Here is a 24735-nt window from a genome sequence, read left to right as displayed (position 1 = left end):
AAAAAAAGGACTTGCAATAAACACAATCAACAAACTTAATAACGAATGAAAATAATAAAACTACTCCTTATCGCAGTGTTCATCTTACCCATGACCACGCAATCCCAACGTCGCAAAAACAAAACTACGACACCCCTTGTAAAAGTAGAAGACTCCCTTTTCACCGGACTCAAATGGCGAAATATTGGTCCGTTTAGAGGAGGTAGAAGTGTTGCCTCTTCAGGAGTAGTAGGTCAACCTATGACTTATTATAGCGGTACTGTTGGTGGTGGGGTATGGAAAACGACTGATGACGGCATCACTTGGAAAAATGTGTCGGATGGATTTTTCAAAACAGCAACGGTTGGTTCCATTGCTGTATCCGAAACCAATTCCAATATTGTTATTGTAGGAATGGGAGAGCATGCGGCACGTGGGGTCATGACCTCGATGGGAGACGGTGTATATAAATCTACAGATGCGGGAAAAACTTGGAAACACATAGGTCTAGACGAAACCAGACATATTTCAGACGTTATCATACATCCAACAAATCCAGATATCATATTTGTCGCTGCCCAAGGAGCGCAATATGGCCCTAATGCACAACGTGGAATATATAGATCCTTAGATGGTGGAGTCACATGGGAAAATGTGCTGTTTGTTGACAATAACACAGGAGCATCAGACCTATCTATGGATATGAAAAACCCTTTAATTTTATATGCCGCTATGTGGCAACACCGCAGGTATCCTTGGATAATGGAATCTGGTGGTCCTGCTTCAGGCATTCACAAATCTACCGATGGTGGCACCACTTGGAATCAACTAAAAGAAGGGTTACCGAAAGAATTAGGGAAGGCGGGAATATCCGTCTCAAGGGCCAATCCAGAACGTGTATTTGCAGTCATAGAAGCCGAAGGTGAAAAAGGGGGTGTATACCGTTCCGATGATGCTGGTAAAAAATGGACGCAGGTAAACAAAGACCGTATAAACATCACACGTTCTTGGTACTATATGGAGATTTTTGCCGATACCCAAAATGAAAATATAGTATACGTGCTGAACGCCCCTGTGACTAAATCCATAGACGGCGGAAAAAGCTTTACGCCCGTTTCTGTTCCCCATGGCGATAACCACCATTTATGGATACACCCAGATGACAACCAGAAAATGATAAACTCCAACGATGGGGGCTCCAACGTTTCAAATAACGGTGGTGCAAGCTGGAGTTCTCAAGAAAATCAGAATACCGCGCAATTTTACCGTGTGATTACAGACAATCTAGTTCCTTATAATGTCTACGGAGGTCAGCAAGACAATTCAACTGTTGCCATTGCTTCCCGCACCAACGGAAGAGGAATCGGCTGGAAAGATTGGGACGCCACTGCTGGCGGAGAAAGTGCCTTTTTGGCCTTTAACCCCGATAATCCAACCATCGTTTATGGTGGAACCTACCAAGGCAATATCGACAAATGGGATGCTGCTACAAAAGAATCTAAGTCCATTAAGCAATATCCGGAACTGGGCCTTAGCATAGCTCCAAAAGATGCTAGATATCGGTATAACTGGAATGCACCTATCATTACATCACCACATGACCGGAATACGATTTACCATGGTGGAAACGTGGTGTTCAAATCTACTGATGAAGGCCAGAGTTGGACAAGCATTAGTCCAGATTTGACTCGAAACGAAAAAGACAAGCATGGTCCCGGCGGAGGACCTTTTACGAACGAAGCTGCTGGAGGGGAAAACTACAATACGATTACGTATCTAACAGAATCCCAACACGAGCAAGGCGTACTCTGGGCAGGCAGTGACGACGGGCTGTTACACATCACCCAAGATGGTGGCCAGAACTGGATCAATATCACCCCTGAAGGTATCAAAGATGGTATTATCAATAGCATTGAGGTATCACCTCATGATGCGGCAACCGCCTATATAGTTGTTATGCGCTATAAATCTATGGATTTAGCCTCGTATATTTATAAAACATCGGACTATGGAAGGGCTTGGACGAAAATTACCAATGGGATTACTGGAGCGCATACGTTTACAAGAGTCGTTCGTGAGGACCATAAACAAAAAGGATTGCTATATGCAGGGACGGAAACTGGACTCTTTATTTCATTGAACGATGGATTAAATTGGCAGCCACTTCAACTGAATTTACCTGTGGTTCCCATTAACGATATTACCATTCAAGATAATGATTTGGTCATCGCGACATCAGGTCGTGCATTCTGGATTTTAGATGATATAGCGGCCATTCAGAATATCGCATCGGCCAAACAATCCGTAACTCTATTTCAACCTAAAGACACGTACTTATATTTTGGAGGCAGTTCCGAAAAACCTGTTCCCGGGCTAGGTCAGAATCCTAAGAGCGGCGTTACCTTCGATTATTACCTCGATAGCAAGTTGGACTCTACAGCGCTAACTTTAGAGGTGCTACATGACAACAAGGTTATTCGCACCATCAGTAATCAAAAACCAGAGAAGTTTGCCTCATGGGCTGGCGGCCCATCAAAACCAAAAGTTCTTCCTTCCAAAAAAGGCTACAATAGGTTTACTTGGGATTTTAGGAAGGATGATTTACCTAGTATACATAAGGTATTTATTTTTGGTGGACATACAGGCAGTACTGTAGGTCCCGGAAAATACACGCTAAGATTAAGTACTGAAGAACATAGTTCTGAAACCACTACCACTATATTACCTAACCCAAAAGTAAAAGGCAGTATGGCCGACTATACCGAGCAACAAACGGTACTTAATAGCATTGAAGCATCGGTACGAGAAATACATATCGCTGTAAACGCGATGCGCTCTGCAAAATCACAATTGGAGCAGTACGGAAAACTTTTAAAGGATAATGAAGCGGCTTCCGCGTTATTAAAAAAAGGAGATTCTCTAAAGGAGCGAATTACAGCATGGGAAGAAAACCTGATTCAGCCTAAGCAAAAAACCTTTCAGGACGTTATTAATTTCCCTAATAAACTGAATGCCCAATTACTTCATTTACGTGGGTATGTAGCCGCTGTAGAACCAAAGGTTACCAGGGGAGCAAAAGAAAGGCTAGAAGACCTTTTGAAGCAATGGCAAGGATACAAATTGGAACATGACCTCATCGTTAACCAAGAAATGAGTGCGTTTAACAGTTTATACAAAAAACTGGATATCCCAGCCATTATCCTTGATGAGAAATAACACCTACGTTAATGATCGATTTTATAAGCGACAAAACCTATAAAGGAATTGATTTTACGGTAAAACGGCTCCCTAGAGCCGAGTATGAGCGGTGTGTTTTTGATACCTGTGATTTTTCGGATGGATATCTAGATGGACAAAACTTTATGGAATGTACGTTTACGGACTGTAATTTGAGTAATGCAAACATAGCAAACACCACCTTTAAAGAAGTTGGCTTCCAGCACAGCAAGATGATGGGGCTTAGGTTTGAAACCTGTAATACATTCTTGATGGATTTTACCTTTCTCGATTGTTATTTAAATATGAGTTCGTTTACCGGACTGGAACTCAAAAACCAAAAATTTACGGACTGCAAGCTTAATGGGGTAGATTTTACAGATAGTAAACTACCCCTCGCTGTTTTTGATACTTGTGATATGGATAAGGCCATCTTTTCGAACACCCACCTCAAGAAGGCAGATTTTAGCACAGCTTTTAATTTTAATATCGACCCTGAAACTAGTAAGCTCATAAACGCCAAATTCTCTATTCAAGGGTTACCTGACCTGCTTCGCAAATACGAATTAAAAATAAGTCCCTGATGCTGCAAAACATTCATCATATTGCTATAATCTGCTCTGATTATCCGAGCTCTAAAAAATTTTATACCCAATTTTTAGGTTTACAAATCATAAATGAAACCTACAGGGAAGAACGTAAGTCATACAAATTAGACTTATCATTAAATGGCACTTACATAATCGAACTTTTCTCATTTCCAAATCCACCTAAAAGAACAAGTAGGCCAGAAAGTTGCGGTTTAAGACATCTTGCGTTTGATGTTGAAGACTTGAATAGCATCGTTGTACACTACAAAAAAAATACAATTACTATAGAACCCATTCGTGTAGATAAATTAACCAATAAGAAATTTACTTTCATAGCAGACCCCCATGATTTGCCTATTGAATTTTATCAACAACAGTTTTGTCCTTTAAACACTTGAATAATTTGTACCTTAAAGCGTACAACTAGTTGCTAAGAAGTGTTTTCTAGTTCTTTTTCTGGTTTCAATCATAGGGCTAACGGCGCAAAACACGAAGTCATTGGAAGAAAGAGAAAGGTCCCCACCTGGCACTATTTCTCAAATAGAATGGATGACCGGACATTGGAAATGCAAAGCTTTTGGCGGTAGTACGGAAGAAATTTGGAGTCCGCCGGCGGCAGCTTCCATGCTATCCGTTTTTAGATTAATTGTAGAGAACGAAATCGTCTTTTACGAAATAGGACACATTAGGGAATTGGAAAATTCCTTAGTGTTTGAACTCAAACATTTTGGCCCAGACCTAAAAGGATGGGAAGCAAAAGACCAGGTGCAAACCTTCAAATTTATAATAGCCGAAGAAAACAGAATGTACCTTTGAACGTGTTGGTAATCAGGAGATAAATATCTACGGACTCATTGAAAATGAAGATGACTCCGTTGAAGAAGTCAAGTTCAATTACAAAAAAAAACTAAGTGGAAAAGCGAAAGTGTCTAGAGTGTGATACGACTATCATGGGCAGAGTAGATAAAAAATTCTGTAACGATTATTGCCGCAATGCCTATAACAACAGGGTAAACAAGGACAGTAAAAATCTCATGCGCAACATCAACAATAGGTTGCGTAAAAACTATCGTGTCTTAGATAGTTTTAAACTAAATGATGGAAAGACTAAGACCACACGTACCCGATTGCTTGATAAAGGTTTCGATTTTGACTTTATCACCAACCTTTATACTACCAAGAAAGGAACAACATATTATTTCTGTTATGATTTAGGGTATCTACCGCTAGACAATGATTATTATATGATTGTGAAACGAGAATAACCCATCTCTCAACCCAAAAAAAGAACTAGACTCTGACTATCAATACATACTTGTTAGAGGACCTATTTATAATTATGCCCACTAAGCTTGAGTGCAGCAATAACAATATCCTTTCGGCTAATTTGACCAACCAAAACATCGTTCTTCATTACAGGCAAACGTCTTCTACCATGCTTCACAAAGATACCAGCAGCATCAAAGATAGAAATATCATGCGGGATGGTTTCTACATTTTGAGTCATAAAACGTTCTACACTTTTATCTAATATTGGCTGATTAAAATACCGGCTTTCCGATATCTGTTTCATACAATCGGCCTCGGAGATAATACCTACCAAAAAACCATTGTTATCCAACACAGGACCACCAGAAATGTGATTTTTAGCGAATTGCTCCATCACCTCCAAAATAGATTGGTCTGGACGAAAAGTTACCAACTTTTTTGTCATGTAATCGGCTACTAAAATAGGAGCAACAAATTCCTTTTTTATCGTCCTACGTACGCCTTGAAAGCTTTTGATTCCCATGTCTTTTGGTTTATTGGTTAATTAATAAAGATAGGAAAAAATAACGAATGCTTTAAAATAACTTGATCCTAGCTGAGAAAACGGTAATATTTCATAATTTAGTCCTCAACCTCGCTCTTAATGAAAAAAACAACATCCGTACTAACATTACTACTTATACTACTGGCAATTTACTGGAGTTTTAAATCACAATTACCTACGTACAGCCCAGATAAAGATACGCCAAAAACGGAATTCTCTACAGATAGAGCTTTAACCCATGTAAAAGTGATTTCGAAAGAACCACATGGTGTTGGTTTTGATGGGCACGAAAAGGTGAAAAACTATATTATAACTGAGCTAAACACCTTAGGGCTTGAAACCTCGGTGCAGCGGGGATATACCGCTGGAGATTGGGCAAATTTGAGTAAAGCGGATAATATTCTCGCCAGAATAAAAGGTACCCAAGAGGGAAAAGCCCTGTTGTTGCTCACACATTACGATAGTAGCCCCCATTCCTCCCTTGGCGCCAGTGATGCCGGTAGTGGCGTCGCTACGATACTAGAAGGAACAAGAGCGTTTTTAGCTCAAAACAAACAACCCAAAAACGACATTATTATCCTCATTACAGATGCAGAAGAACTAGGTCTAAATGGAGCAGACCTTTTCGTAAAGAATCATCCTTGGGCAAAGGAAGTGGGTCTTGTGCTTAATTTTGAAGCTAGAGGTAGCGGTGGACCTGGGTATATGTTCATAGAAACGAACCGTGGCAACGGCAATATGATTAAAGAGTTTATCGCTGCAAGTCCGGATTATCCTGTCGCCAATTCCTTAGCCTACAGCATCTATAAAATGCTACCCAACGATACCGATCTTACGGTTTTTAGAGAAGATGCGGATATCGAGGGCTTTAACTTCGCCTTTATAGATGATCATTTTGACTACCACACCGTAAGGGATAACTATGAGCGGCTTGACAAAAATACGCTTGCCCACCAAGGAAGTTATCTCATACCCTTGCTTTCCCATTTTAGCGAAGTGGACCTGAGCCAAATGAAAAGCTTAAACGACTATGTGTATTTCAACATACCCTTCTTTAAAATGATTTCCTATCCCTTTAAATGGATATGGCCTATGTTTGGTTTGGCGGTTCTTCTTTTTATGGTCTTCCTTAGTATCGGTATTAGGAAAAATATATTGAACGCCAAAGACATGCTGAAAGGATTTCTTCCCTTATTGATAGCCTTAACAGTTAATGGGTTTATAGGCTTTTACAGCTGGACCGTACTAAAATGGATCTATCCCAGTTATGCCGATATGCTTCATGGGTTTACCTATAACGGTCATGCCTATATTCTGGCCTTTGCCTTATTCTCGGTGGGTGTTTGTTTTTATGCCTATCATACCTTTAGGGTAGTAAAAACACCTAACCTCTTGGTTGCGCCCATATTTGTATGGCTCATCGTATGCGGTTTAGCAGCCAATTACCTGCCAGGAGCAGCATTCTTTGTCATTCCTGTTTTCGGTATTCTTGTATCCCTCTATATACTTATTCACCAAAAAAATCCAAATGCCCTGCTTTTGGTTTTCTTGGGATTCCCTGCGCTACTCATCTTGGCTCCCTTCGTTAAAGTATTTCCCGTTGGGCTGGGCTTAAAAATGATGGTGGCTGCAACCGTTTTTACAACGCTTATCTTCTTTTTGCTACTCCCCGTATTTTCGCGATATAAGAACCAATTAGCGCTTGCCCTATTGAGTTTTTTATTGTGTATTGGTTTCTTAGTATCCGCTCACATGTCTTCTGGATTTACGCCAGACCGCGCAAGGCCTACCAGCTTATTGTACGTGATGGACTTGGATAACCAAGCCGCCAAATGGGCCACATATGACCAGACGCTTTCCGATTGGACGGCCCAATATATTGGGCCTAACAAAACTGTACCAGAGGAGTTGTCTGAAAATACAATCAGTAGTAAATATGGTTCTGGATTTACGTATGTTTCTGAGGCTAACATCAAGAATATTTTAGGGCCAACAATAGAAAAACTACGCGATACTATAATCCGTGATACTAGGTTGTTGGATTTTTGTATCACTCCACAACGAAACGTGAACCGGCTAGAACTTTTCACAAACGACATCGACATAAAAAAAGCTACTATAAATGGTATTCCCTTATCGGATTATTTTCTTGAAAACAGAAATAGAGGTAAATTAGTAACACACTACATTAGCAACAACGATTATACAGATATCGTTTTGGAAATACCAAAGGACGCAGTATTGGAATTAACAATTTATGAAGCTTCCAACGACCTGCTTAGTAACGAACAATTTTCAATACCCAAACGACCCGAAAACAATATCCCTATGCCTTTTATCTTAAACGACGCCATACTAACAACCCAAACCATAACCTTTGAATAAGAATATTGGTATTATGGGTTGTGGCTGGTTGGGCCTTGCTTTAGCAAAAAGCTTGATTCAGGATGGGTACTTTGTGCATGGAACTACCACATCCGAAGAAAAACTGACAGTTCTTGAGAAAGAAGGAATACATCCTTTCCACATTACCTTATCCGATACAGCAATACAAGGTCCGATAACCGATTTTCTAAATAGCTGTGAAACGCTTGTTGTAAACGTGCCTCCGAAATTACGGGGTTCGGGTCCCAACGTATCTTATGTGGGAAAAATGCGACTATTACTAAACCATATTAAAGAAAGTACTCTAAAGCAGGTCGTTCTTGTGAGCAGTACATCAGTTTATGCGGATACGCAAGGCAATGTTACAGAAGAAACTATCCCCAAACCCACTTCTGAATCTGGAAGACAACTTATAGAAAGTGAACAACTGTTTAAGCATCAAACTACAATCAACCCTACGATTGTTCGGTTTGGAGGACTGATAGGCCCCGATCGCAACCCCGTTACCATGCTCTCTAGGAAAGAGTTTCTCAGCGATGGTACCGCACCCGTAAATTTGATTCATAAAAACGATTGCATCCGAATATTGACAGCCATTATAAAGGAAGATCAATGGGGAGAAACATTTAACGCCGTTCATCCAAATCATCCTGAAAAACAGCATTATTATCCAGAAAAGGCAAAGTCTAAAGGCTTAAAACTCCCCTACTACGAAACCTCTGAAAATAAAACCTATAAGACAATCACTTCGTGTAAACCATTTCTTGCCAAATTGTATGCTGATTTCACACCACTCTAATATTTATATACACCATTTTTAAGTATTTTCCAACAAATATCCTATTTTAATTTTAATATACGGTTGACGTTAAGTGAGTTATATAAATATAGGTAAACCCTATAAATTGATATGCCATGAAAAAGTCAAAATTAAAAGAAAACATATTATTAGAATTAGATAAGCTAATTTCTCTTAGTTGCAAGAATTCTAAAAGCATTGATAAATATGAATAGCTGCATATCACCTCAGTAAAAAAATACTATAACGCCGCTAATGTGAACATTGATTATCACAGGTATCGTGTTAAAATGAATATTGTAACGGATGATTTTTTGTACGACCCTAGAAAAGCAAATACCCAGTTACCTATGTTATATGCGAATCTGCTATTTGATAATCTAAGATTCTTCTTAAGCCCCTGCGAAGATAATAACGAAAAGAGTATTGGTTTTTATTCTCAATTATTAACTAAGTTCACAGGCTAAAAAACACCGCTAGTTTAGCCTGATACTATTATTAATAAAAGGCTCCCACGTGGTGCCTTTTACTTTTTAGCACATTTAAACCTTTCCTTAACAAGTTCTTACAGATTATTTTAATAGTTTAGCCCACTCAAATAAATAATCAAAATGAAAAAAGTATTTCTTTTGTTTCTATTGTTGGTTGGAATTAGCACCAATGCGCAAACCAAGACGGAGCTTGAAAAGCACTATGAAGCATTCTATGAACAAATGCGCTTACAGGGCGATGTAAATGGTCTTATTAATGCTCTTACCCATTTGAACGTGCTAGCACCCTCAGTGTCAAGGCAGGATACCCTTGCCTATATTTACGCTAATGAGAACAAACACATGCAGGCCTTGAATACCATAGGTATTGAAAAAGGAACTACCGATTCTGACCTTGCGGTACAGGTGAAGGCGATTTCCTTAAAAGCCCTGAACCAGCCTAAAAGAGCGCTGGAACACTTTGAGGTATTGAATGCCAGAATGCCAAATCCCTACTTGGCCTACGAATTAGCAGACCTTAAAATTCAACTGAGTGACTTCACAGGAGCGGCTACCCACATCGAATATGGTATTGCAAACGCAAAGGAAGATATGAAATATGCCTTTTATGAACGTCAACAGCCTTATGAAGTAATGTTGGAAGCGGCATTTCTGCACTTAAAGGCTTTGGTACAATTCAACAAAGACCAAACAAATATAGACGCAGCAATAGCCTTTATAGATGAAGCTTTGGAAATTGACCCAACCTTCAACCTTGCAAGCCTAAGCAGACAAGCTTTGGAATCTAAAAAACTAACACCGGCAGAGCCTAAGGAATAGTATATCTTTTATGCTATAATGTAGTTTTACAAACGAAAAACCTACTACAGCTTTTGAACCTATGTGTATCAAAATTTATAGTAGGTTTTTTTAGTTGAAACTTGGAAGTGCCATGCCGTTGCGTTATCAACGTTCACAGTAGCAAATCATCGAACCAAGCTACATTCACATTAAAGCATAAAAGACCTTCACTGCGCGGGTTAAAAGTCACTATCTTTCCCTTATCAACATGCGGTTTACAATACCTTCTAAGCTATACTAGGAGCGTACTTTCATTCTTTAATGATTAGCTCTTCAAGCAGCGTGTTGTTGACTTCCACGTTAAACTGGTTGCGAAGACTATTATATGCCGTTATCATTTGCTCAATAGAAACTTTAGGATCTTGACGGTATTCTAAGTCTCCCTTAGCCTTTAGTATAAAGGTTTTTAATACTTTCTGTCTGCCCTTTACCTGCGGAATATCAAATTCAATAGGATACTTGGTACGTTCCAAGGCTTTCTGATTTTCAACCAAATCCTCTATAATCAAAACTAGGTCTTCCCTATACGTAGCATCATACATGCGGTCAAAACTGACATCAAAAGCCTTAAAGGCCAACCAGTCCTCCACAAGAGCATTTGATTTTCCATTTAGGGCTATTTTCATCGGAAGTTCGCTCGCTACCATTGCCCATTCACTTTCTTGCCTGTCTTCGAGGATTACTTTATTATCCTTGCACGAAACAAAAACAATAAGCAGCATAAATAAATGATAGATTTTTGGCATGTTACGAATGTACAAATTTTAAGAAAAGGTATCTTTATCCAAGAATTCATTTAACTCATTATTTAGATGCAAAAATATATTTTAATAATAGGCGCCTGCGGACAAATAGGAACAGAACTAACCTTTGCCCTTCGAGAGAAATATGGTAAGGATAATGTAGTTGCCAGCGATATTCGTGAAGGAACCGATAATCTAATGCAAAGCGGACCATTTGAAATTCTGGATGCCACTGATTACGATGCCTTAGAAGAGCTTATCGCCTATTATGAAATAAGCGAAGTGTATTTAATGGCTGCCATGTTGAGCGCTACCGCAGAAAAATTTCCTATGCGGGCCTGGAACTTGAACATGAATTCACTATTTAATGTACTAAATCTTGGTAAGGAGAAAAAGATAGATAAAATTTTCTGGCCCTCTAGTATTGCTGTTTTTGGGCCGAATACTCCAAAGGAAAATACGCCTCAAAATACGATTATGGAACCCAGCACAGTTTATGGCATAAGTAAGCAATCCGGTGAACGGTGGTGCGAGTACTACTTTAATAAATATGATGTTGATGTGCGAAGCATACGATATCCAGGACTCATCAGCTGGAAAACAATGCCTGGAGGTGGCACAACCGATTATGCCGTCGAAATTTATCACAAAGCCTTGTCTGAAGGTTCATATGCCTGTTTCTTAAAGAAGGACACAGCATTACCAATGATGTTCATGGACGATGCCATAAAAGCCACTATACAACTCATGGAGGCTGATGACGATGCCGTTAAAATACGCTCCTCATATAATTTGGCAGGAATGAGTTTTACGCCCAAAGAAATGGCCGAAAGCGTCAAAAAACAACTGCCGAGTTTTCAAATTTCCTATGCACCGGACTTCAGGCAAGCAATCGCCGACTCATGGCCTAGTAGCATCGATGATGTAGAAGCCCAACAAGATTGGAACTGGAAAGCGGAGTTTAACCTAGAACGGACTACACAGGTGATGTTGGAGAATTTGAAGGGATAAGAGCCTAGTCTTTTCTGAGCTTTAAGGGGGCAATTCAGCAATAAGTCTGTAACTAACTGTTTCCAACTGGGCACAATTCAAACCAATAATTAAGCTGCAAACCCTCTAAATTTTAACTTAATATTGATTTTTTTTCATTAAACCAAACTGCATAAGAAGAATAGCGCTTGGGGCAACCGCCACAGAAATGAACACTTTAAATAGGGTAGATCTCTTTGGGTAAGCAACCAACCCACAAGCAGCAACAACAATTAGAACTACTAGCACACCACACATAGTGCCTGTTACCATCTGAATAACTTTTAACTCTGACTTGAATTTTTCTGTAGGTTTGGTTTTAATCCGATCGTTTCGTGACTTTCTTTATTTTCAGTAGTTTCCCCTTTTGGTATCTAAATTCAGGTAACCCTACCAAACTTGTTTAGATTTTAAAAGGTGAGTGTTTTAAAATTATGACGCTTTCAATCTTTGCTGCCATCGTTTTTTAAATCAACATATTCTACAAAGGCAAATTTTTTACCATCGGGTGACCACGAAGGTACATTGAGACTACCCTGTCCACCAATGAAGCTATACAAGGTTTTTATTTTTTTTGTTTCTAGATCATACAACCTGAGAGCTACCTTTTTCATGGGTGGGTGTGCACTACCTACATCTTGCAAATAGGAAATATAGACCACATGCCTTCCAGTGGGGGAAACATGTGGAAACCAATTGGAATAGGCATCACCGGTAAGCTGTATGGTATGTTTTCCGTCTGAATCCATTCGCCAAAGCTCCATTTTACCCGAATCCATGGCGTTGTAGTAGATGAATTTCCCGTCTACAGAATACTCCGGACCATCAGAAAGGCCTTTGGTATTGGTAAGCTGTATTTCAGTGCCCCCTTCAGATGGAATTACATAAATATCAAACTGATTATTTCTACGCGCCGTATAGGCGAGCATTTTTCCATCTGGCGACCAACCGTGTAAAAAAGAGGGTACATTTTTAGTTACCCGAACAGGTTCGCCACCGCTTATAGGTACCGTAAAAATAGTCGACGTAAGCCAACCATCCTCTCCATCATAAATGTTATGGCTTAAGGCTATAGTATTCCCATCTGGTGATATTAAATGGTCGTTGTTACACCGCGTAGCATCTCCCGTATAGATTTTTTCCTTTGCACCGTCTTGCCAAACCTTAAAAAGGCTTCCATCTTGATTGATAATAAAAAAACGCCCATCCAAACTCCAATTGGGAGCTTCAAAATGTCTGTTTTCTATCAAAATAACCTGTCGTTCTCCCGTTTGAATATCAAAGGTCTGTAGTATGGAACGCACTCCCTGTTGGGTATATGCGCCTTGAACACTTAGCAATAACATCATAAAAGAAAAACACCCTGACATATCATACATTTTGGAAAGAAGGTACAAAAAAAAACTTGTAGATGTAGTCATACGCTTTTGACCAAATCGCTTTTTTAAGCACTTTACACTAAAATCATGTAAAAAGCCTCAAAGCAATCCCTGTTGTGCAATAAGGTAAACCCGCTCGGCTGTATAGGCATAAAGGTTTTGAAATTATCGTTAGAGCTATGAGTTATTAAACCTGAATACGTGCTGAATAAGCGGAACTAATTCAACGAATTACTTTAAGCTAGTTGCAGTACAGCTTTTTATAATAGCGTTTCACTACTGAATGTTACTTTCAGCTTTAAAAGTTTAAAAATAATTATCGCTAGAGCTTCTAGATTGTTTGTAGTTTTTAAACTTTACATTGATTTTTAATAAATCCTTATGAAAAGTACTATTGTATTATTCACAGCTTATTTCGATTTTTCATTGGGTTCAAATGCCCAAAAGGAATCAATTGTAGAGCGGTTAGGCTACCCTAAACATTCAAAACTATTGATTTTACATGCCGATGATTTCGGCGCTGTCCATTACGAGAATGCGGCCAGCATTGCGGGCTTAGAAAAGGGGCCTTTAAATTCTGCTAGTATCGAGGTGTCCTGTTTGTGGTTTCCTGGAATTGCAGCCTATGCATAAAAAAAACAGCTCAATTTTGGTATACACACCACGTTGACAAATGAATAGAAAAATTATAAATGGGGACCGGTAACTTCTAAAGATTCGGTTTTCAGAGTAGTCATTAAACAAGGCTATTTCTACGCTTCTGTAGACAGCGTTCAACAGTTTACAGGCCCTAAGGAAGTGGCCCAAAAATTCGGCAACCAAGTGAAAAAGCCAACCAAATTAGTATAGATGTAACTCATTTATACACCCATATGGGCGCCTCTGCTAGCACACCAGCTATTATCGCCGCCTATATAAATGTAGGCAAGGTGTTTGGCCTGCCCGTTTTATTGGATGCGCGCGTTTTTGCCTTAGAAGACGAGACCATAAATCAGCCTATGGACAGTAAGACGGTTATAGTGGACCGTATTTTATCTATGAAACCAAAAACCTAGGCTATGGGTACCAAGAAAATCCATAGTGAAATGTTGAATAATCTGCAAAGCAGACTCAATTTTCTCTTATTGCATCCCGCCTATAACAATACCGAAATTCGTGCAATTACCGTTGAACATCCGGAGTATGGATCCAAGTGGTGCCAAGAGGATTGTGATTTTTTAATGGATGCCGAATGTGCCAAAATCATAAAGGAACAAGCTATTATAATGATGACGTGGAGCAAACTTAGGGATAAAATCACACGGGCGATATAAGTTTTTCTTGTTACTAGATTTTAAATAATAAACAGCTGGATACGTCAGAAGACTGCGTCCTGCTGCTTACTTAATTTTTACTAAACACTAAAAGCCCTTCTCAATATATCATAACTTTTGGGCACCGCGGTTTGTGCGTTTTCCTTTCCTTCCATTTCCAAGGATACATAGCCTGTGAAATTTGCATTGCGCATTATTTTGGCAATTCGGTCATAATCTAAATCTAAGTCATAAACCTCACCGCCACCATAGTACGTTTTTGCCTGAATAATATTTGCAATAGGCATTAATCTTTCTAATTGAGGGTATGGGTCACCAACGAAATTTCCAGTATCAAGATTTAAACCCATAGCAGGTGATGATGATAGTGCATTATAGATTTCTTCCAAATAATCAATATTGGAAGAAAGTCCCCAATGGTTCTCTAAACAAAGTGTAACGCCTGCCTTTTCAGCTTCTATCAAACATTCTCCCATACTATCTATAACCCATTTAATAGCATCTTGATCTGTATAGCCGTCAGCCGGTTTCTTAATTCCTGTTTCAAAATAATCTGGTGGTGTTTCCCCTGCCCAGCTTCCGGTATTCATCCTTATGGAAGGAATACCCATCTGGGTTGCCAGTTTAATACATTTCAAGGTATGGTTTACATCTTCTTTTCTTTTGGATGCGTCCGGCTCTACAAAGTTTTGATGGATAGACAAAAATGGTAGTGCCAACCCTCTATCAAAGGCCATTCTTTTAAGTTTGTTCATGTAGGGTACCGTCTCGTTCTCCATTTGGCGATGTAGAATTTCCACACCATCAAAACCAATACGAGCCGCATTCTCAATAACCTTTTCTATAGGATACTTCTCCTTTTTAAAATGCCAATACGAATAGGTAGATACAAGTAAGCGTATGGACTGGGAAGACACCAATGGCCTTATCGGTGCAACTTTTGTGTTGCCCAACACTGATGGCGTAGCAACGGAAGCAGCACCTAAAACTACAGCATTCTTTAACCAGTTTCTTCTAGAGGTTTGGGTCTTGTTTTCTTCAGATGGAGTTTTCATTCGTTTACGATTAGCAGATTAATTATAGTAGCTCTAGTTTGATAGCTTGCCAGTAACTAGCGAGTAACATTCAACTCTTAATATGTCTCTGATAAATATAATTAATTTCTTTTATATTCTAAAGCTACATTTCGCCTCAATCGTAACTATTATTTGATTAGAGATATATTTTCCGATATCTGTTTCTACATTAAGGAACTATAATATGAATAGTACTTATGTATATTAGCAACAAGTATAAGGCACAAAATCACCTAAGAAACATTTTTCGTAACACCATTAATTAAGCAAAATATAAATAAATTGAGTGGCTTTATCTGGCAAATGCCTTACTCTACATTAATAACGTCAATATGCGCAGACTCTTCAATTATCCTAAAGTGATAGATATAGGGGGACAACCCTGCTATCAAACTATGAACCTAAATAGTTCTGGACGATGCTACTCCAGTTCGGTTGATTAAAAAGTATTTTGAGTTGGATACCGCACCTATAATTATGTTTTGATTTTACAAGAAGTGCTATTGTATTTTCCATATCCAGTATCTACTTTTGAGTAGCTTATAAATGATAAAGATGATTAAACTAGGTATGTATACTATTGTAGGTATTCTATTTATGCTGAGCAGTGCATTCAACGAGACTATAATATTGGAGGTAGATAAGGGGGCTAGTGACATTGTTGGTGTTTGGATGCCCAGCGAAGGCACAGCTTACGTGAAGATTTTTAAGGAGAAAGGGAAAGAAAAATATCATGGTAAAATTGTTTGGCTTAAAGAACCGAACGATGAAAAAGGTAACCCTAAAGCAGACCCAGAAGGCAAGCCCATGCTGAACATGCTTAATTTGAGGGATTTTGTTTTTGAAGATGACGAATGGGTAGAAGGAACCATCTACGATCCTAAATCGGGAAACACCTACTATAGCACTATCAAAATGATAAACAAAAACAAGCTTGAGGTACGTGGCTCATTAGACCCCTTTGGTATTGTAGGCCGGACCGATACTTGGGTACGAATGAAAACCAATTAATACAACATCATGTTAAAACCCCTTAAAATACTCCTACTTGGCGGTCTTATGCTGCCTATATCCATAATGGCACAAGACAACCCTCCCATAGAAGAGGAAGAAGAGGATAGCTTTGTTGACTATTCAAACTTAGTACAAACTACCGAAAACAAAGCATTTGCTTCCTCTCGTATTGTAGGGCAGATTCCAATTAAACTTTTTTCGATAGGGTATGATTATCAAACCGTGCATTCCTTGAAACCAGGACTCTTTGTTCCTGAAGGTACATCCGATGAGAATGAAATAAACAGTGCAGATGGCCTTCGTCTTTCCATTAATTATCCCGTTTTTTCAAAGAATCATTTTCTATTGAACTTAGGGTTCAATTATGCATCTACCAACTATTCGTTTTCCAACGCACCTACAATGGCAAACAACCCGTTAAGTCAAGCCCTAGATAACAACGGTATACGTACAATGGGTTTTACGGCAACCGCATTTAAGCCACTGAATGCGAAGCGCTATTTAATTTTTCAGTTTGGTGCCAACCTCAACGGGGATTATTCCTTCTCAAACATGCAGTCGTTTAAGTATACGCGCTATAGTGGAGCCGTAATTTATGGCATAAAGCCCAACGATAGAAAAATGTGGGGTCTGGGTGTAAGTAGAACCTATCTCGGCGGTGCTCTTAACTATTTACCCGTTTATTACATGCTTTATACGGCAAAAAGTAAAAAATGGGGCATTGAAATGTTACTGCCTGCACGTTTCCAATACAGAAAAACTGTAAATTCTAAAAACATGCTATTATTTGGTTGGGCGATAGAGGGTAACACCTACCGAATTAATAATGATGAAAACAGGTATAACTTACCCTATAACGATATTGAGTTGAGAAGATCGGAACTGAGATTACGGGCTACTTGGGAGCATGCTGTAACACCACAAATATGGCTTTCCGCGCAAGGAGGGTTTCGGTATAATTGGTCTTTTGATACAGACCGAGGTGATTTTTTCCGACCTTTTGGCGATGATACTTCATTTTTAGCAGAAAACAAGCTAAGCAATCCCGCTTATTTTAATATTTCTATAAATTGGGTAAGTCCATAGAGTAATAACCTTACTTTCTTCGCAAATTTCAATCCGTTGTAAGAGTAGCTTCGCATATACCTGTTTTTCTTTGGCAAAATCTGCTGTATATGTATCATCAATACTAATTATTTGTCAAATTTAGAAGTATCCTAAAAAGCGAAAGCCTACAGCTTAGTATTGTATGAGCTGTGATAAAATTGTCAATAACGCAGGTGTCAGAAGCAAGACGAAGCCGTCCTAGGATAATTACCCAAAGTTAGACACTCACCATTGCGATTATTTTCTAGTTATGCGGTTTTAGAACGAACACGTAGTTAGAAAATAAATATTAGGTTACAGATGTATCAAAAAATCACGGCAGAAAACGAGAAGTATAAAAACTAACAGAACATAAATTCCCAAAGTGCTCCCATCAGAAGAGGTTATAATAGAAGTCCTTCTTTTGCATTTGGATTTAGGGAATAGACAATAAATCAATGGACCCCATTACTAAGAAATATGAATTTGATTCTTAACGTAACGATTAGGAAAATTTTGGAATCCTCTTCCACAATAAAATACAGATAAAACCCCAGCCCAAAGGCAACTACTATCAATACACTATAGACTCTTCTGGCCAATTTAATCATTTTAAAGTGCTTCCTTAAAATAAAATAATTGGTAATTGCCTCCTCTAAAGCTTAAGAGCGGAATCCTCCCATAGGATGCTACTTTTTTGACAATATCCCGATAAAAACATTTTTTCCATCATGACTTAGTTTATGATATCCGTGGAAGCACCTAAATTACTTGAATAAATTACAACATGTCTAGCATTTGGTCGAGTTGATAGTGTACTCCTTTACATATGATTACCAAAGGTTTAGAACGAAACATGAATAGCTCTAAGATAAACTCATACAGTCTCTAAAAGATTTTAGAAACAACTGAAAAAAAGTGCATAACAGTATCGTACATCTAGTGGATGGCGAAGGAATGGCAGGGATGTTAAACTTCGTCCCTTAATAATTGATTTAGTATCCAGTTTTATCAATCGCGCCAAGGTGACAACAAAATGACTACTTAAACAAAGAGAACAATACCTCGTTGTATATAGTTATCGTACTAGATTATCTGAGAAAGGGGCCAAGAGCGAAATCAAGATACATATCAAGCTATTTGGTAACAATACGCACTTTTAGAATTAAGTAATACTCCGACCATCTCCTATCTGAATGTTTCGATAGCTACGCTTGGTGAGGTCTTCGTTTTGGAAATTACAAACAATATCATCAATAGAACCAATGTCAGCTCAGATTTGGGTAAATTTGGTAACACCACCTATAACTATTTGCTGTCACAACTCACTTTCATGCAAGCTAAGAATTCAACTACACAAATTAAGCAAGAACTCGTAAACAGTATCGTACACGGGTTTGGAATTATTTTTGGTATCGTTGGTATTCCTATACTAATAGCCTTTGCTATAAAAAGTGATAACTCCACTGGTGTTATCGGTGCAGCTATCTATGGATTCTGTTTTTTACAACTTTTTACTTTTTCTACACTCTACCATGGATTTCAGCATGCCCAAGTAAAACGTATATTAGAAATCCTTGACCACATTAGTATTTATTTCTTGATAGCCGGAACTTATACTCCGTTTTTATTAATGTACATGCATAATTCTTTTGGCATTACCTTACTATGTATTTTATGGGGCCTTACGGCTTTGGGTATCATTTTCAAGATTTTTTTTACAGGAAAGTGGAAGGTTATTTCAACCCTAGTTTACATCACGATGGGATGTATTATGGTCGTTGGCGGACGTACTTTCTTTGAAAGTATTCCCCCTAATATCCTCACTATGATTCTAATCGGAGGCGCACTTTATCTTTTGGGCGTTATCTTTTACTTGTGGGAGAGATACCCATACAACCATGCAGTATGGCACTTTTTCGTACTTGCAGCTGCTGTTTGTCACTATGTTGCCATTTTATTGGCGGTCGCTATGAGTTAATTTTTATTTTAAAATATAGTGTCTAAGCATAATTAATTCTTCAAAAGCTTAGTTTAAAATAGACTATTGAAAATTTGTGTTTAAGCAAGTAAAAAACAAACTAAACTGGCTTTTTTTTATTTCTCTATGGTCTTGTGTCATTGTACATCTAGTTCGAATACCAAACATTCACGCTTTCCAAATTATCCTTTATTACCGTATTGTTCAATAGGGTTCCTCCGAATAAAAACCCATGTTTGCTGTAGGTAATATTCAAACCATACGAGGTAGCCCTGACTAGGGAATAAATAGTTTTATAGTCGCTTTGGTCAATATTTCTCTTGATTTTCTGCACAAGATAATAGGATAAGTTTTGCCCTTTATAATCGGGGTGTGTAGCAAAATCTACAATTTCTACATTGGAGTCTTTTTTATTCATTTTAAGTATGGCAGAAACTAGTAATTCCTCCTCCTTAAAAAGGCCATAAAACTCGTGGTTTCGTTCTACAAGTTCCAAAAGATATGCTGCTTTATTTATAGGAAACGGGTAAGATTTGAATGCTTTTTCATGTAAACTAACCATTGCGACAAAATCGTTCTTATCTAGCTTGCGAGCTTTCAGGGTACTTGGTAGTTTAAAATAAGCATCTTCAGGAGAACCGTTAGCCGCCAAAGCAATAGTTTTTACTGATTCTCTGGTCTTTAGTTCCTGCTCGGTGTAAAAACCGCGTTTTTTTTCAAGGTAATCTGCCAAAAAATAGCCTGTTCTTTCTCCATTGTAAAGTCCCGGAATTTTAGCCTCGACAATATAACCATTAGACTGAAATATTTGTTTTGCATCTTCTGGCACCCTAGTTACAATTTTGTTATACCGGTTTTTTTCTGCAAGGCTATTCATTTTGGCAATAATCGAAGTCCAATTTCCCTTTCCTTCCGCTTCCATCAAATACACACGATTATGCGCGGTACCATGATGTAAAACTGCACCTTCTACCTTTTCTACCGTATCAAATAAATTTTTAATCTGCATAGTCTACATTATGCTTTTAATAAAGTTTATACTATTATTCTCGAATTTGACCATTGCCATAAACGTAGTACTTATTGGTGACCAGCTCATTTAGGCCTAAAGGACCTCTATGGTGAAGCTTATCTGTACTTATAGCTAACTCTGCGCCTACACCCATTTGCCCACCATCCGTGAATCTTGTAGATGCGTTTTGATAAACTACCGCACAATCCACTTGTTCCATGAATTTTTTGGCAATCTCGGTATCAGTGGTCATTATCGTTGCCGAGTGCCCTCCTGAGCAGGTATTTATCTTTTCTATGGCGTCCGGTAAAGAATCAACGGAGCCAATACAACATTTCATTGCCAAAAACTCCTCTTCCCAAATAGATTCCTCGGAAATAAGGGGCTCTTCGTTTAAAACTTCTTTTACCTGTTCATCTACCAAAATCGAGATGCCTTTATCTTTCAGAACTTCTCCTAATCTTGCTATTTTCGATTGATAGTCATCTAAATCTGTGTTGACCAATATTTTATCCAACGCGTTGCAAGCCGATATTTTGTCAGTTTTTGCATTGAGAATAACTTCAAGGCTTTTTTCCCAGTTTGCATATTTATCTACATACAAGAAATTATTTCCCCTACCACTTACCAAAACTGCGCAGCTTGCATGCTCTTTTACAAAAGCTATCAAACGTTCCCCACCCCTTGGCACTATAAGATCTAATTTCTCTGAAGGGCACTTCAAAAACGCCTGAGTTTCTTCTCGGTTCATGGTCAAGAGCTGTATATAATCGGTAGATAGATTGTTTTCCATCAACGCCTGGTGCCAAAAGCTTACAAGAACTTTATTACTGTACAAAGCTTCCTTACCTCCCTTTAAAAGAATTTTATTATTTGCCTTAAAGGCAAGAACTGCAGCTTCTATAGTCACATCTGGTCGGGACTCATAAATGATCATAATGGTACCAAAAGGTGCAGTTTTGTTAACAACTTTTAGTCCGTTTTGTAGTTCCTTAGTACTGATTTCATTGTTGACCGGATCGCTCTGGGCACGAACATCTCTAATTGCGCGTATCATTTCTTCAATCTTTTTGTGATTTACCACTAAGCGATCGTACATGGCCTCGTCATCAATGTTGAAAAAATCAAGGTCTTTCTTATTCGCTTCTAACAATTTTGTACGATTTTCAGTCAAAATTTTGGACATACTTCCCAAAACGTTATTTTTTATTTTCTCCGATAATATTTTCATGCTATGTATCTTTTTGTTCAAGGGCTACCCTTGTGCCCACATTTTTTCCTTCAATGATATCAATAATCGTATGGTCTTTTTTTCCGTTAGCAATGAACGTAGGAATATGTTTTGCAGCGGCCTGTTGGGCATGATTCAATTTTGAGCCCATACCGCCCCTTCCTTTTTCTGGTTGTTTATTATTGTCCTCAATATACTTGTCTAAATTTTCATTTGGATCAACATATTGAACAAGGTCAGTGCTCTCGTCCGTGGGATTTCCCGTATACAATCCATCGATATCAGTCAAAATTATAAGCTTATCGGCATTCATCAATTGCGCTATCAAACTGGCCAATTCGTCATTATCGGAGAACATGGACATAGTTACCGATACCGCATCATCTTCATTGGCAATCGGAATTACTCCTTCCGAGAGGAGGCCTTCACAACAGTTGATCATGTTCTGACGGTGTATCCCCGGACTAAAATCCCGCTTTGTAGGAAGTACTTGGGCGCATTTCATACCGTAATCTTGAAAAATATTATAATACAACCGCATCATTCTTGGCTGCCCTATTGCAGAATACACCTGCCTTCTTTGGGTCTTGTCCTTGATGTTCGATTTGCCCATAACTTCTTTACCCGCAATCACGGAACCTGATGAAACCAGTATCGTAATAATTCCACGTTCGTACAATTCCGCTATTTGTCGCACCAGCCTTCTAAGTACCGGTCTCACAATCCTGTCGTCCTTGTTGGTCATTACATTGGTACCAACCTTAATAATAATAAGTTCCTTATACATATTCTTTCTCCTTTCCTAGTTCCACAGCCCTTTTAAAAGCAGCAAAAGCGGCTTCTTTTATCAATTCCCCTACATTATTATCATCCATAGAATCTAAAGCTGCACGTGTGGTACCACCTTTACTAGCTACTTTTTCCATCCAAGAATTTGGAGATAGGCTATTTTGATTAAAGAGTTCTATGGCTCCGGTAAAGGTCTGGCTAACCAGAACTTTGGAAACATTTTCTGAAAACCCCATCTGCAATGCGGCCTCCATCATGCTTTGCATAAAATAGAAAACATAAGCAGGGCCACTACCGGATATCCCTGTAGAGGCGTCAATGAAATTTTCATCACTTACTAGTATCGATTTTCCTGTGGTATCCAATAAGCTTTCTATAGTCAATAGTTCTATTCTGGAAACTTCGGGAGAAGCGATATAGGAGGTTAGTCCCTTCCCTATTTTTGCGGGCAAATTTGGCATCGCACGAACTATTTTGTTCAATCCCGTTAACTCTTTTATGGTTTCAATAGTCGTCCCCGCCATAATCGAAATTAATAATTGCTCCGATTTAACTAACGGCTTGATTCTACCCATGAGCTGTTCGCCATGATGCGGCTTTACTGCAATAAAAATAATATCCGCCTTCGGCACACAGTCTTGGAGTTCACTGAAGGTATCCAAGTGTGAAATCTGATTTAGTTCCTGAAGTTTTTCTTCTGAACTGTCCAGTACCATGATATTTTTCTTCTTTAGCAGTTTGGATTTAGACATCCCTTCTGCGTAAGTTAGTCCCATGTTTCCTGCCCCTATTACGAGTATTTTCATAAATTAAACTGTTTTTTAACTGTTTTTTGGTAACCTACTTGATAACTGTTTGCCGTTGATCTAAACAAAAAGGACGCAATCATCACAATTTTTTACTTGACCGTAATATGTTTCCCTATATTTATGAAGTGTTTTTAAGGGTAGGCCCAAAAAGTATCTTTTTATATAGATGACATTTGTCGTCAACATTCCCATACTGTTGCTGTAACGTTTCTCCGTCTTTGTTTTTCGTTTAATGTATAAAAATTTCATTTTTCGTATTTACCTTTTATCATTCAAATGTTATTAGCCGCTGCCCAATCTTGAAGGTATCTAGTAATGAAATGGCTCCTTGGGTATAAATTCACTAGCATAGCGGACAACTTATGGATATATATCCCTTTAAGCGAGGATATCATGTTAAGACTTTGTTATTTACTTGGAACACAATTACGAAGGGAGTGCTATTCTGGTTCTTTTTGTGATTTCCTATTTATTAAGATTGTAGCCTATTGTTGTGCGTGTTTTTGCGGTGAACACCACCAGAAAAGAAATTATCATTTACCCCTTTAACAGCAAGTTTAGCATTAACCTTGTCGTTTTCTCAGTATCTTACTCTTACGTAAATGTATCCCTACTCTACTTTCTTTGAGGTCTGCTTTGGGTATTTCGAGTTTTATACCACAAATTACTATAAAGCTAAAAAGGAAAGAAGTACTATTATATATTCCATGTCCAGTAGCTCCTTTTGAGTATTTTAAAGATGATAAAACTAGGTGAATGTACTATTGTAGGTATTCTATTTATGCTAAGCACTGCATTCAACAGAACTATTCGGTTTTTTAGCCACTGTCGAAATGAATATGGCTTTCAACTATGTTTTAGCTGTAAAAACAACCATTTCCTTCGTACTTGTATAGTCGCAGCATAAAGGAAGAACTCTATAATAGTACTTAGTAGCGCCTATAGTATTTTCCTAATTCCAAAATATAACTTTGTAGTTTGTGATATATAGATAGGAGCTCTCAGGGACACACCTCCCAACAAGTTCCATCCATTCTTTAGTGCATATTCAAAACCCGCGTTTAAGGGTAAATAGTAACGCCACAAGGTCTGAATCTGTTTGCCATTCACATACCATAAGATACATTTACGCCCTAGATTGGCTTGATAAACTAATCCTA

Annotated in this window: 24 protein-coding genes; 16 read left to right on the top strand and 8 right to left on the bottom strand. The window is 38.4% G+C overall.

Features of this window, described 5'->3' with window-relative positions; genetic code table 11:
* Window positions 1-45: 45 nt before the first annotated feature.
* The 5 genes from Q360_RS0111130 to Q360_RS0111110 all read left to right on the top strand — a co-directional run bounded on the left by Q360_RS0111130 (window position 46) and on the right by Q360_RS0111110 (window position 5050).
* Window positions 46-3195, top strand: a complete 3150-nt coding sequence (locus tag Q360_RS0111130; protein WP_027077170.1) for a VPS10 domain-containing protein — start codon at window positions 46-48, stop codon at window positions 3193-3195.
* Window positions 3196-3206: 11 nt separating this feature from the next.
* Window positions 3207-3779: a pentapeptide repeat-containing protein gene (locus Q360_RS0111125; protein ID WP_027077169.1), complete on the top strand. Its 573-nt coding sequence runs from the start codon at window positions 3207-3209 to the stop codon at window positions 3777-3779.
* Window positions 3779-4183: an SMU1112c/YaeR family gloxylase I-like metalloprotein gene (gene gloA2 / locus Q360_RS0111120; protein WP_027077168.1), complete on the top strand. Its 405-nt coding sequence runs from the start codon at window positions 3779-3781 to the stop codon at window positions 4181-4183. Before Q360_RS0111125 ends, gloA2 begins: the two co-directional genes overlap by 1 nt.
* 100 nt (window positions 4184-4283) lie before the next feature.
* The gene (locus tag Q360_RS23005; RefSeq protein WP_051554675.1) at window positions 4284-4601 is read left to right on the top strand and encodes a DUF6265 family protein; all 318 of its coding nucleotides are present in this window, start codon (window positions 4284-4286) and stop codon (window positions 4599-4601) included.
* A gap of 134 nt (window positions 4602-4735) precedes the next feature.
* Complete coding sequence (locus Q360_RS0111110; RefSeq protein WP_051554674.1) at window positions 4736-5050, top strand: hypothetical protein; 315 nt, start codon at window positions 4736-4738, stop codon at window positions 5048-5050.
* A gap of 62 nt (window positions 5051-5112) precedes the next feature.
* Here the strand turns inward: Q360_RS0111110 and Q360_RS0111105 are convergent, their stop codons facing one another.
* Complete coding sequence (locus Q360_RS0111105; protein WP_027077166.1) at window positions 5113-5577, bottom strand: CBS domain-containing protein; 465 nt, start codon at window positions 5575-5577, stop codon at window positions 5113-5115.
* A 120-nt stretch (window positions 5578-5697) separates the two neighbouring features.
* On the opposite strand from Q360_RS0111105, the gene Q360_RS0111100 reads away from it, so the two are divergent.
* The 4 genes from Q360_RS0111100 to Q360_RS0111090 all read left to right on the top strand — a co-directional run bounded on the left by Q360_RS0111100 (window position 5698) and on the right by Q360_RS0111090 (window position 10092).
* Complete coding sequence (locus tag Q360_RS0111100; protein WP_027077165.1) at window positions 5698-7983, top strand: M28 family peptidase; 2286 nt, start codon at window positions 5698-5700, stop codon at window positions 7981-7983.
* Complete coding sequence (locus tag Q360_RS0111095; RefSeq protein ID WP_027077164.1) at window positions 7976-8782, top strand: SDR family oxidoreductase; 807 nt, start codon at window positions 7976-7978, stop codon at window positions 8780-8782. Before Q360_RS0111100 ends, Q360_RS0111095 begins: the two co-directional genes overlap by 8 nt.
* A gap of 257 nt (window positions 8783-9039) precedes the next feature.
* On the top strand, window positions 9040-9249 hold the full coding sequence (locus tag Q360_RS25780) for a hypothetical protein (RefSeq protein WP_156950083.1): 210 nt from the start codon (window positions 9040-9042) through the stop codon (window positions 9247-9249).
* 144 nt (window positions 9250-9393) lie between these two features.
* Window positions 9394-10092 carry a tetratricopeptide repeat protein gene (locus Q360_RS0111090; protein WP_027077163.1) on the top strand — a complete coding sequence of 233 codons (699 nt, stop codon included), beginning with the start codon at window positions 9394-9396 and terminating at the stop codon, window positions 10090-10092.
* Window positions 10093-10364: 272 nt separating this feature from the next.
* On the opposite strand, the gene Q360_RS0111085 is transcribed toward Q360_RS0111090, so the two are convergent.
* Window positions 10365-10859 carry a hypothetical protein gene (locus Q360_RS0111085; protein ID WP_027077162.1) on the bottom strand — a complete coding sequence of 165 codons (495 nt, stop codon included), beginning with the start codon at window positions 10857-10859 and terminating at the stop codon, window positions 10365-10367.
* A 66-nt stretch (window positions 10860-10925) separates the two neighbouring features.
* On the opposite strand from Q360_RS0111085, the gene Q360_RS0111080 reads away from it, so the two are divergent.
* Window positions 10926-11867, top strand: coding sequence for an NAD-dependent epimerase/dehydratase family protein (locus Q360_RS0111080; RefSeq protein ID WP_027077161.1), 942 nt, complete (start codon window positions 10926-10928; stop codon window positions 11865-11867).
* Between the two features lie 461 nt (window positions 11868-12328).
* On the opposite strand, the gene Q360_RS0111070 is transcribed toward Q360_RS0111080, so the two are convergent.
* Window positions 12329-13255 carry a TolB family protein gene (locus tag Q360_RS0111070; RefSeq protein WP_027077160.1) on the bottom strand — a complete coding sequence of 309 codons (927 nt, stop codon included), beginning with the start codon at window positions 13253-13255 and terminating at the stop codon, window positions 12329-12331.
* 390 nt (window positions 13256-13645) lie between these two features.
* Here Q360_RS0111070 and Q360_RS0111065 point away from each other — a divergent pair, with 390 nt between their 5' ends.
* The 3 genes from Q360_RS0111065 to Q360_RS0111055 all read left to right on the top strand — a co-directional run bounded on the left by Q360_RS0111065 (window position 13646) and on the right by Q360_RS0111055 (window position 14577).
* Window positions 13646-13897: a ChbG/HpnK family deacetylase gene (locus Q360_RS0111065; RefSeq protein WP_027077159.1), complete on the top strand. Its 252-nt coding sequence runs from the start codon at window positions 13646-13648 to the stop codon at window positions 13895-13897.
* Between the two features lie 239 nt (window positions 13898-14136).
* The gene (locus Q360_RS0111060) at window positions 14137-14319 is read left to right on the top strand and encodes a hypothetical protein (protein ID WP_027077158.1); all 183 of its coding nucleotides are present in this window, start codon (window positions 14137-14139) and stop codon (window positions 14317-14319) included.
* A 3-nt stretch (window positions 14320-14322) separates the two neighbouring features.
* A complete protein-coding gene (locus tag Q360_RS0111055; protein WP_027077157.1) occupies window positions 14323-14577 on the top strand; it encodes a hypothetical protein in 255 nt (84 codons plus the stop codon).
* An 80-nt stretch (window positions 14578-14657) separates the two neighbouring features.
* On the opposite strand, the gene Q360_RS0111050 is transcribed toward Q360_RS0111055, so the two are convergent.
* Window positions 14658-15632 (bottom strand): sugar phosphate isomerase/epimerase family protein, encoded by a 975-nt coding sequence (locus tag Q360_RS0111050; protein ID WP_027077156.1) that lies wholly within the window; start codon window positions 15630-15632, stop codon window positions 14658-14660.
* Window positions 15633-16208: 576 nt separating this feature from the next.
* Here Q360_RS0111050 and Q360_RS0111045 point away from each other — a divergent pair.
* The 3 genes from Q360_RS0111045 (at window position 16209) to trhA (ending at window position 19734) form a co-directional block, all read left to right on the top strand.
* Window positions 16209-16664 carry a DUF2147 domain-containing protein gene (locus Q360_RS0111045; RefSeq protein ID WP_051554673.1) on the top strand — a complete coding sequence of 152 codons (456 nt, stop codon included), beginning with the start codon at window positions 16209-16211 and terminating at the stop codon, window positions 16662-16664.
* A 9-nt stretch (window positions 16665-16673) separates the two neighbouring features.
* Window positions 16674-17753, top strand: coding sequence for a DUF6268 family outer membrane beta-barrel protein (locus Q360_RS0111040; protein WP_027077154.1), 1080 nt, complete (start codon window positions 16674-16676; stop codon window positions 17751-17753).
* Window positions 17754-18984: 1231 nt separating this feature from the next.
* Complete coding sequence (gene trhA / locus Q360_RS0111035) at window positions 18985-19734, top strand: PAQR family membrane homeostasis protein TrhA (protein WP_245603245.1); 750 nt, start codon at window positions 18985-18987, stop codon at window positions 19732-19734.
* Window positions 19735-19882: 148 nt separating this feature from the next.
* On the opposite strand, the gene ablB is transcribed toward trhA, so the two are convergent.
* The 4 genes from ablB to proC are packed head-to-tail and all read right to left on the bottom strand — an operon-like array spanning window position 19883 to window position 23572.
* Window positions 19883-20743 carry a putative beta-lysine N-acetyltransferase gene (gene ablB / locus Q360_RS0111030; RefSeq protein WP_027077152.1) on the bottom strand — a complete coding sequence of 287 codons (861 nt, stop codon included), beginning with the start codon at window positions 20741-20743 and terminating at the stop codon, window positions 19883-19885.
* 34 nt (window positions 20744-20777) lie between these two features.
* Window positions 20778-21977 (bottom strand): glutamate-5-semialdehyde dehydrogenase, encoded by a 1200-nt coding sequence (locus Q360_RS0111025; RefSeq protein ID WP_027077151.1) that lies wholly within the window; start codon window positions 21975-21977, stop codon window positions 20778-20780.
* A gap of 1 nt (window position 21978) precedes the next feature.
* The gene (gene proB / locus Q360_RS0111020) at window positions 21979-22764 is read right to left on the bottom strand and encodes a glutamate 5-kinase (RefSeq protein WP_027077150.1); all 786 of its coding nucleotides are present in this window, start codon (window positions 22762-22764) and stop codon (window positions 21979-21981) included.
* The gene (gene proC, locus Q360_RS0111015; protein WP_027077149.1) at window positions 22757-23572 is read right to left on the bottom strand and encodes a pyrroline-5-carboxylate reductase; all 816 of its coding nucleotides are present in this window, start codon (window positions 23570-23572) and stop codon (window positions 22757-22759) included. The genes proB and proC overlap by 8 nt, the downstream gene beginning before the upstream one ends.
* Window positions 23573-24735 lie beyond the last annotated feature (1163 nt).

The organism is Maribacter antarcticus DSM 21422 (assembly GCF_000621125.1).
Classification (GTDB): Bacteria; Bacteroidota; Bacteroidia; order Flavobacteriales; family Flavobacteriaceae; genus Maribacter; species Maribacter antarcticus.
Note: the sequence above shows the minus strand (reverse complement) of the source record. Positions and strands in the feature narration are given on the sequence as shown.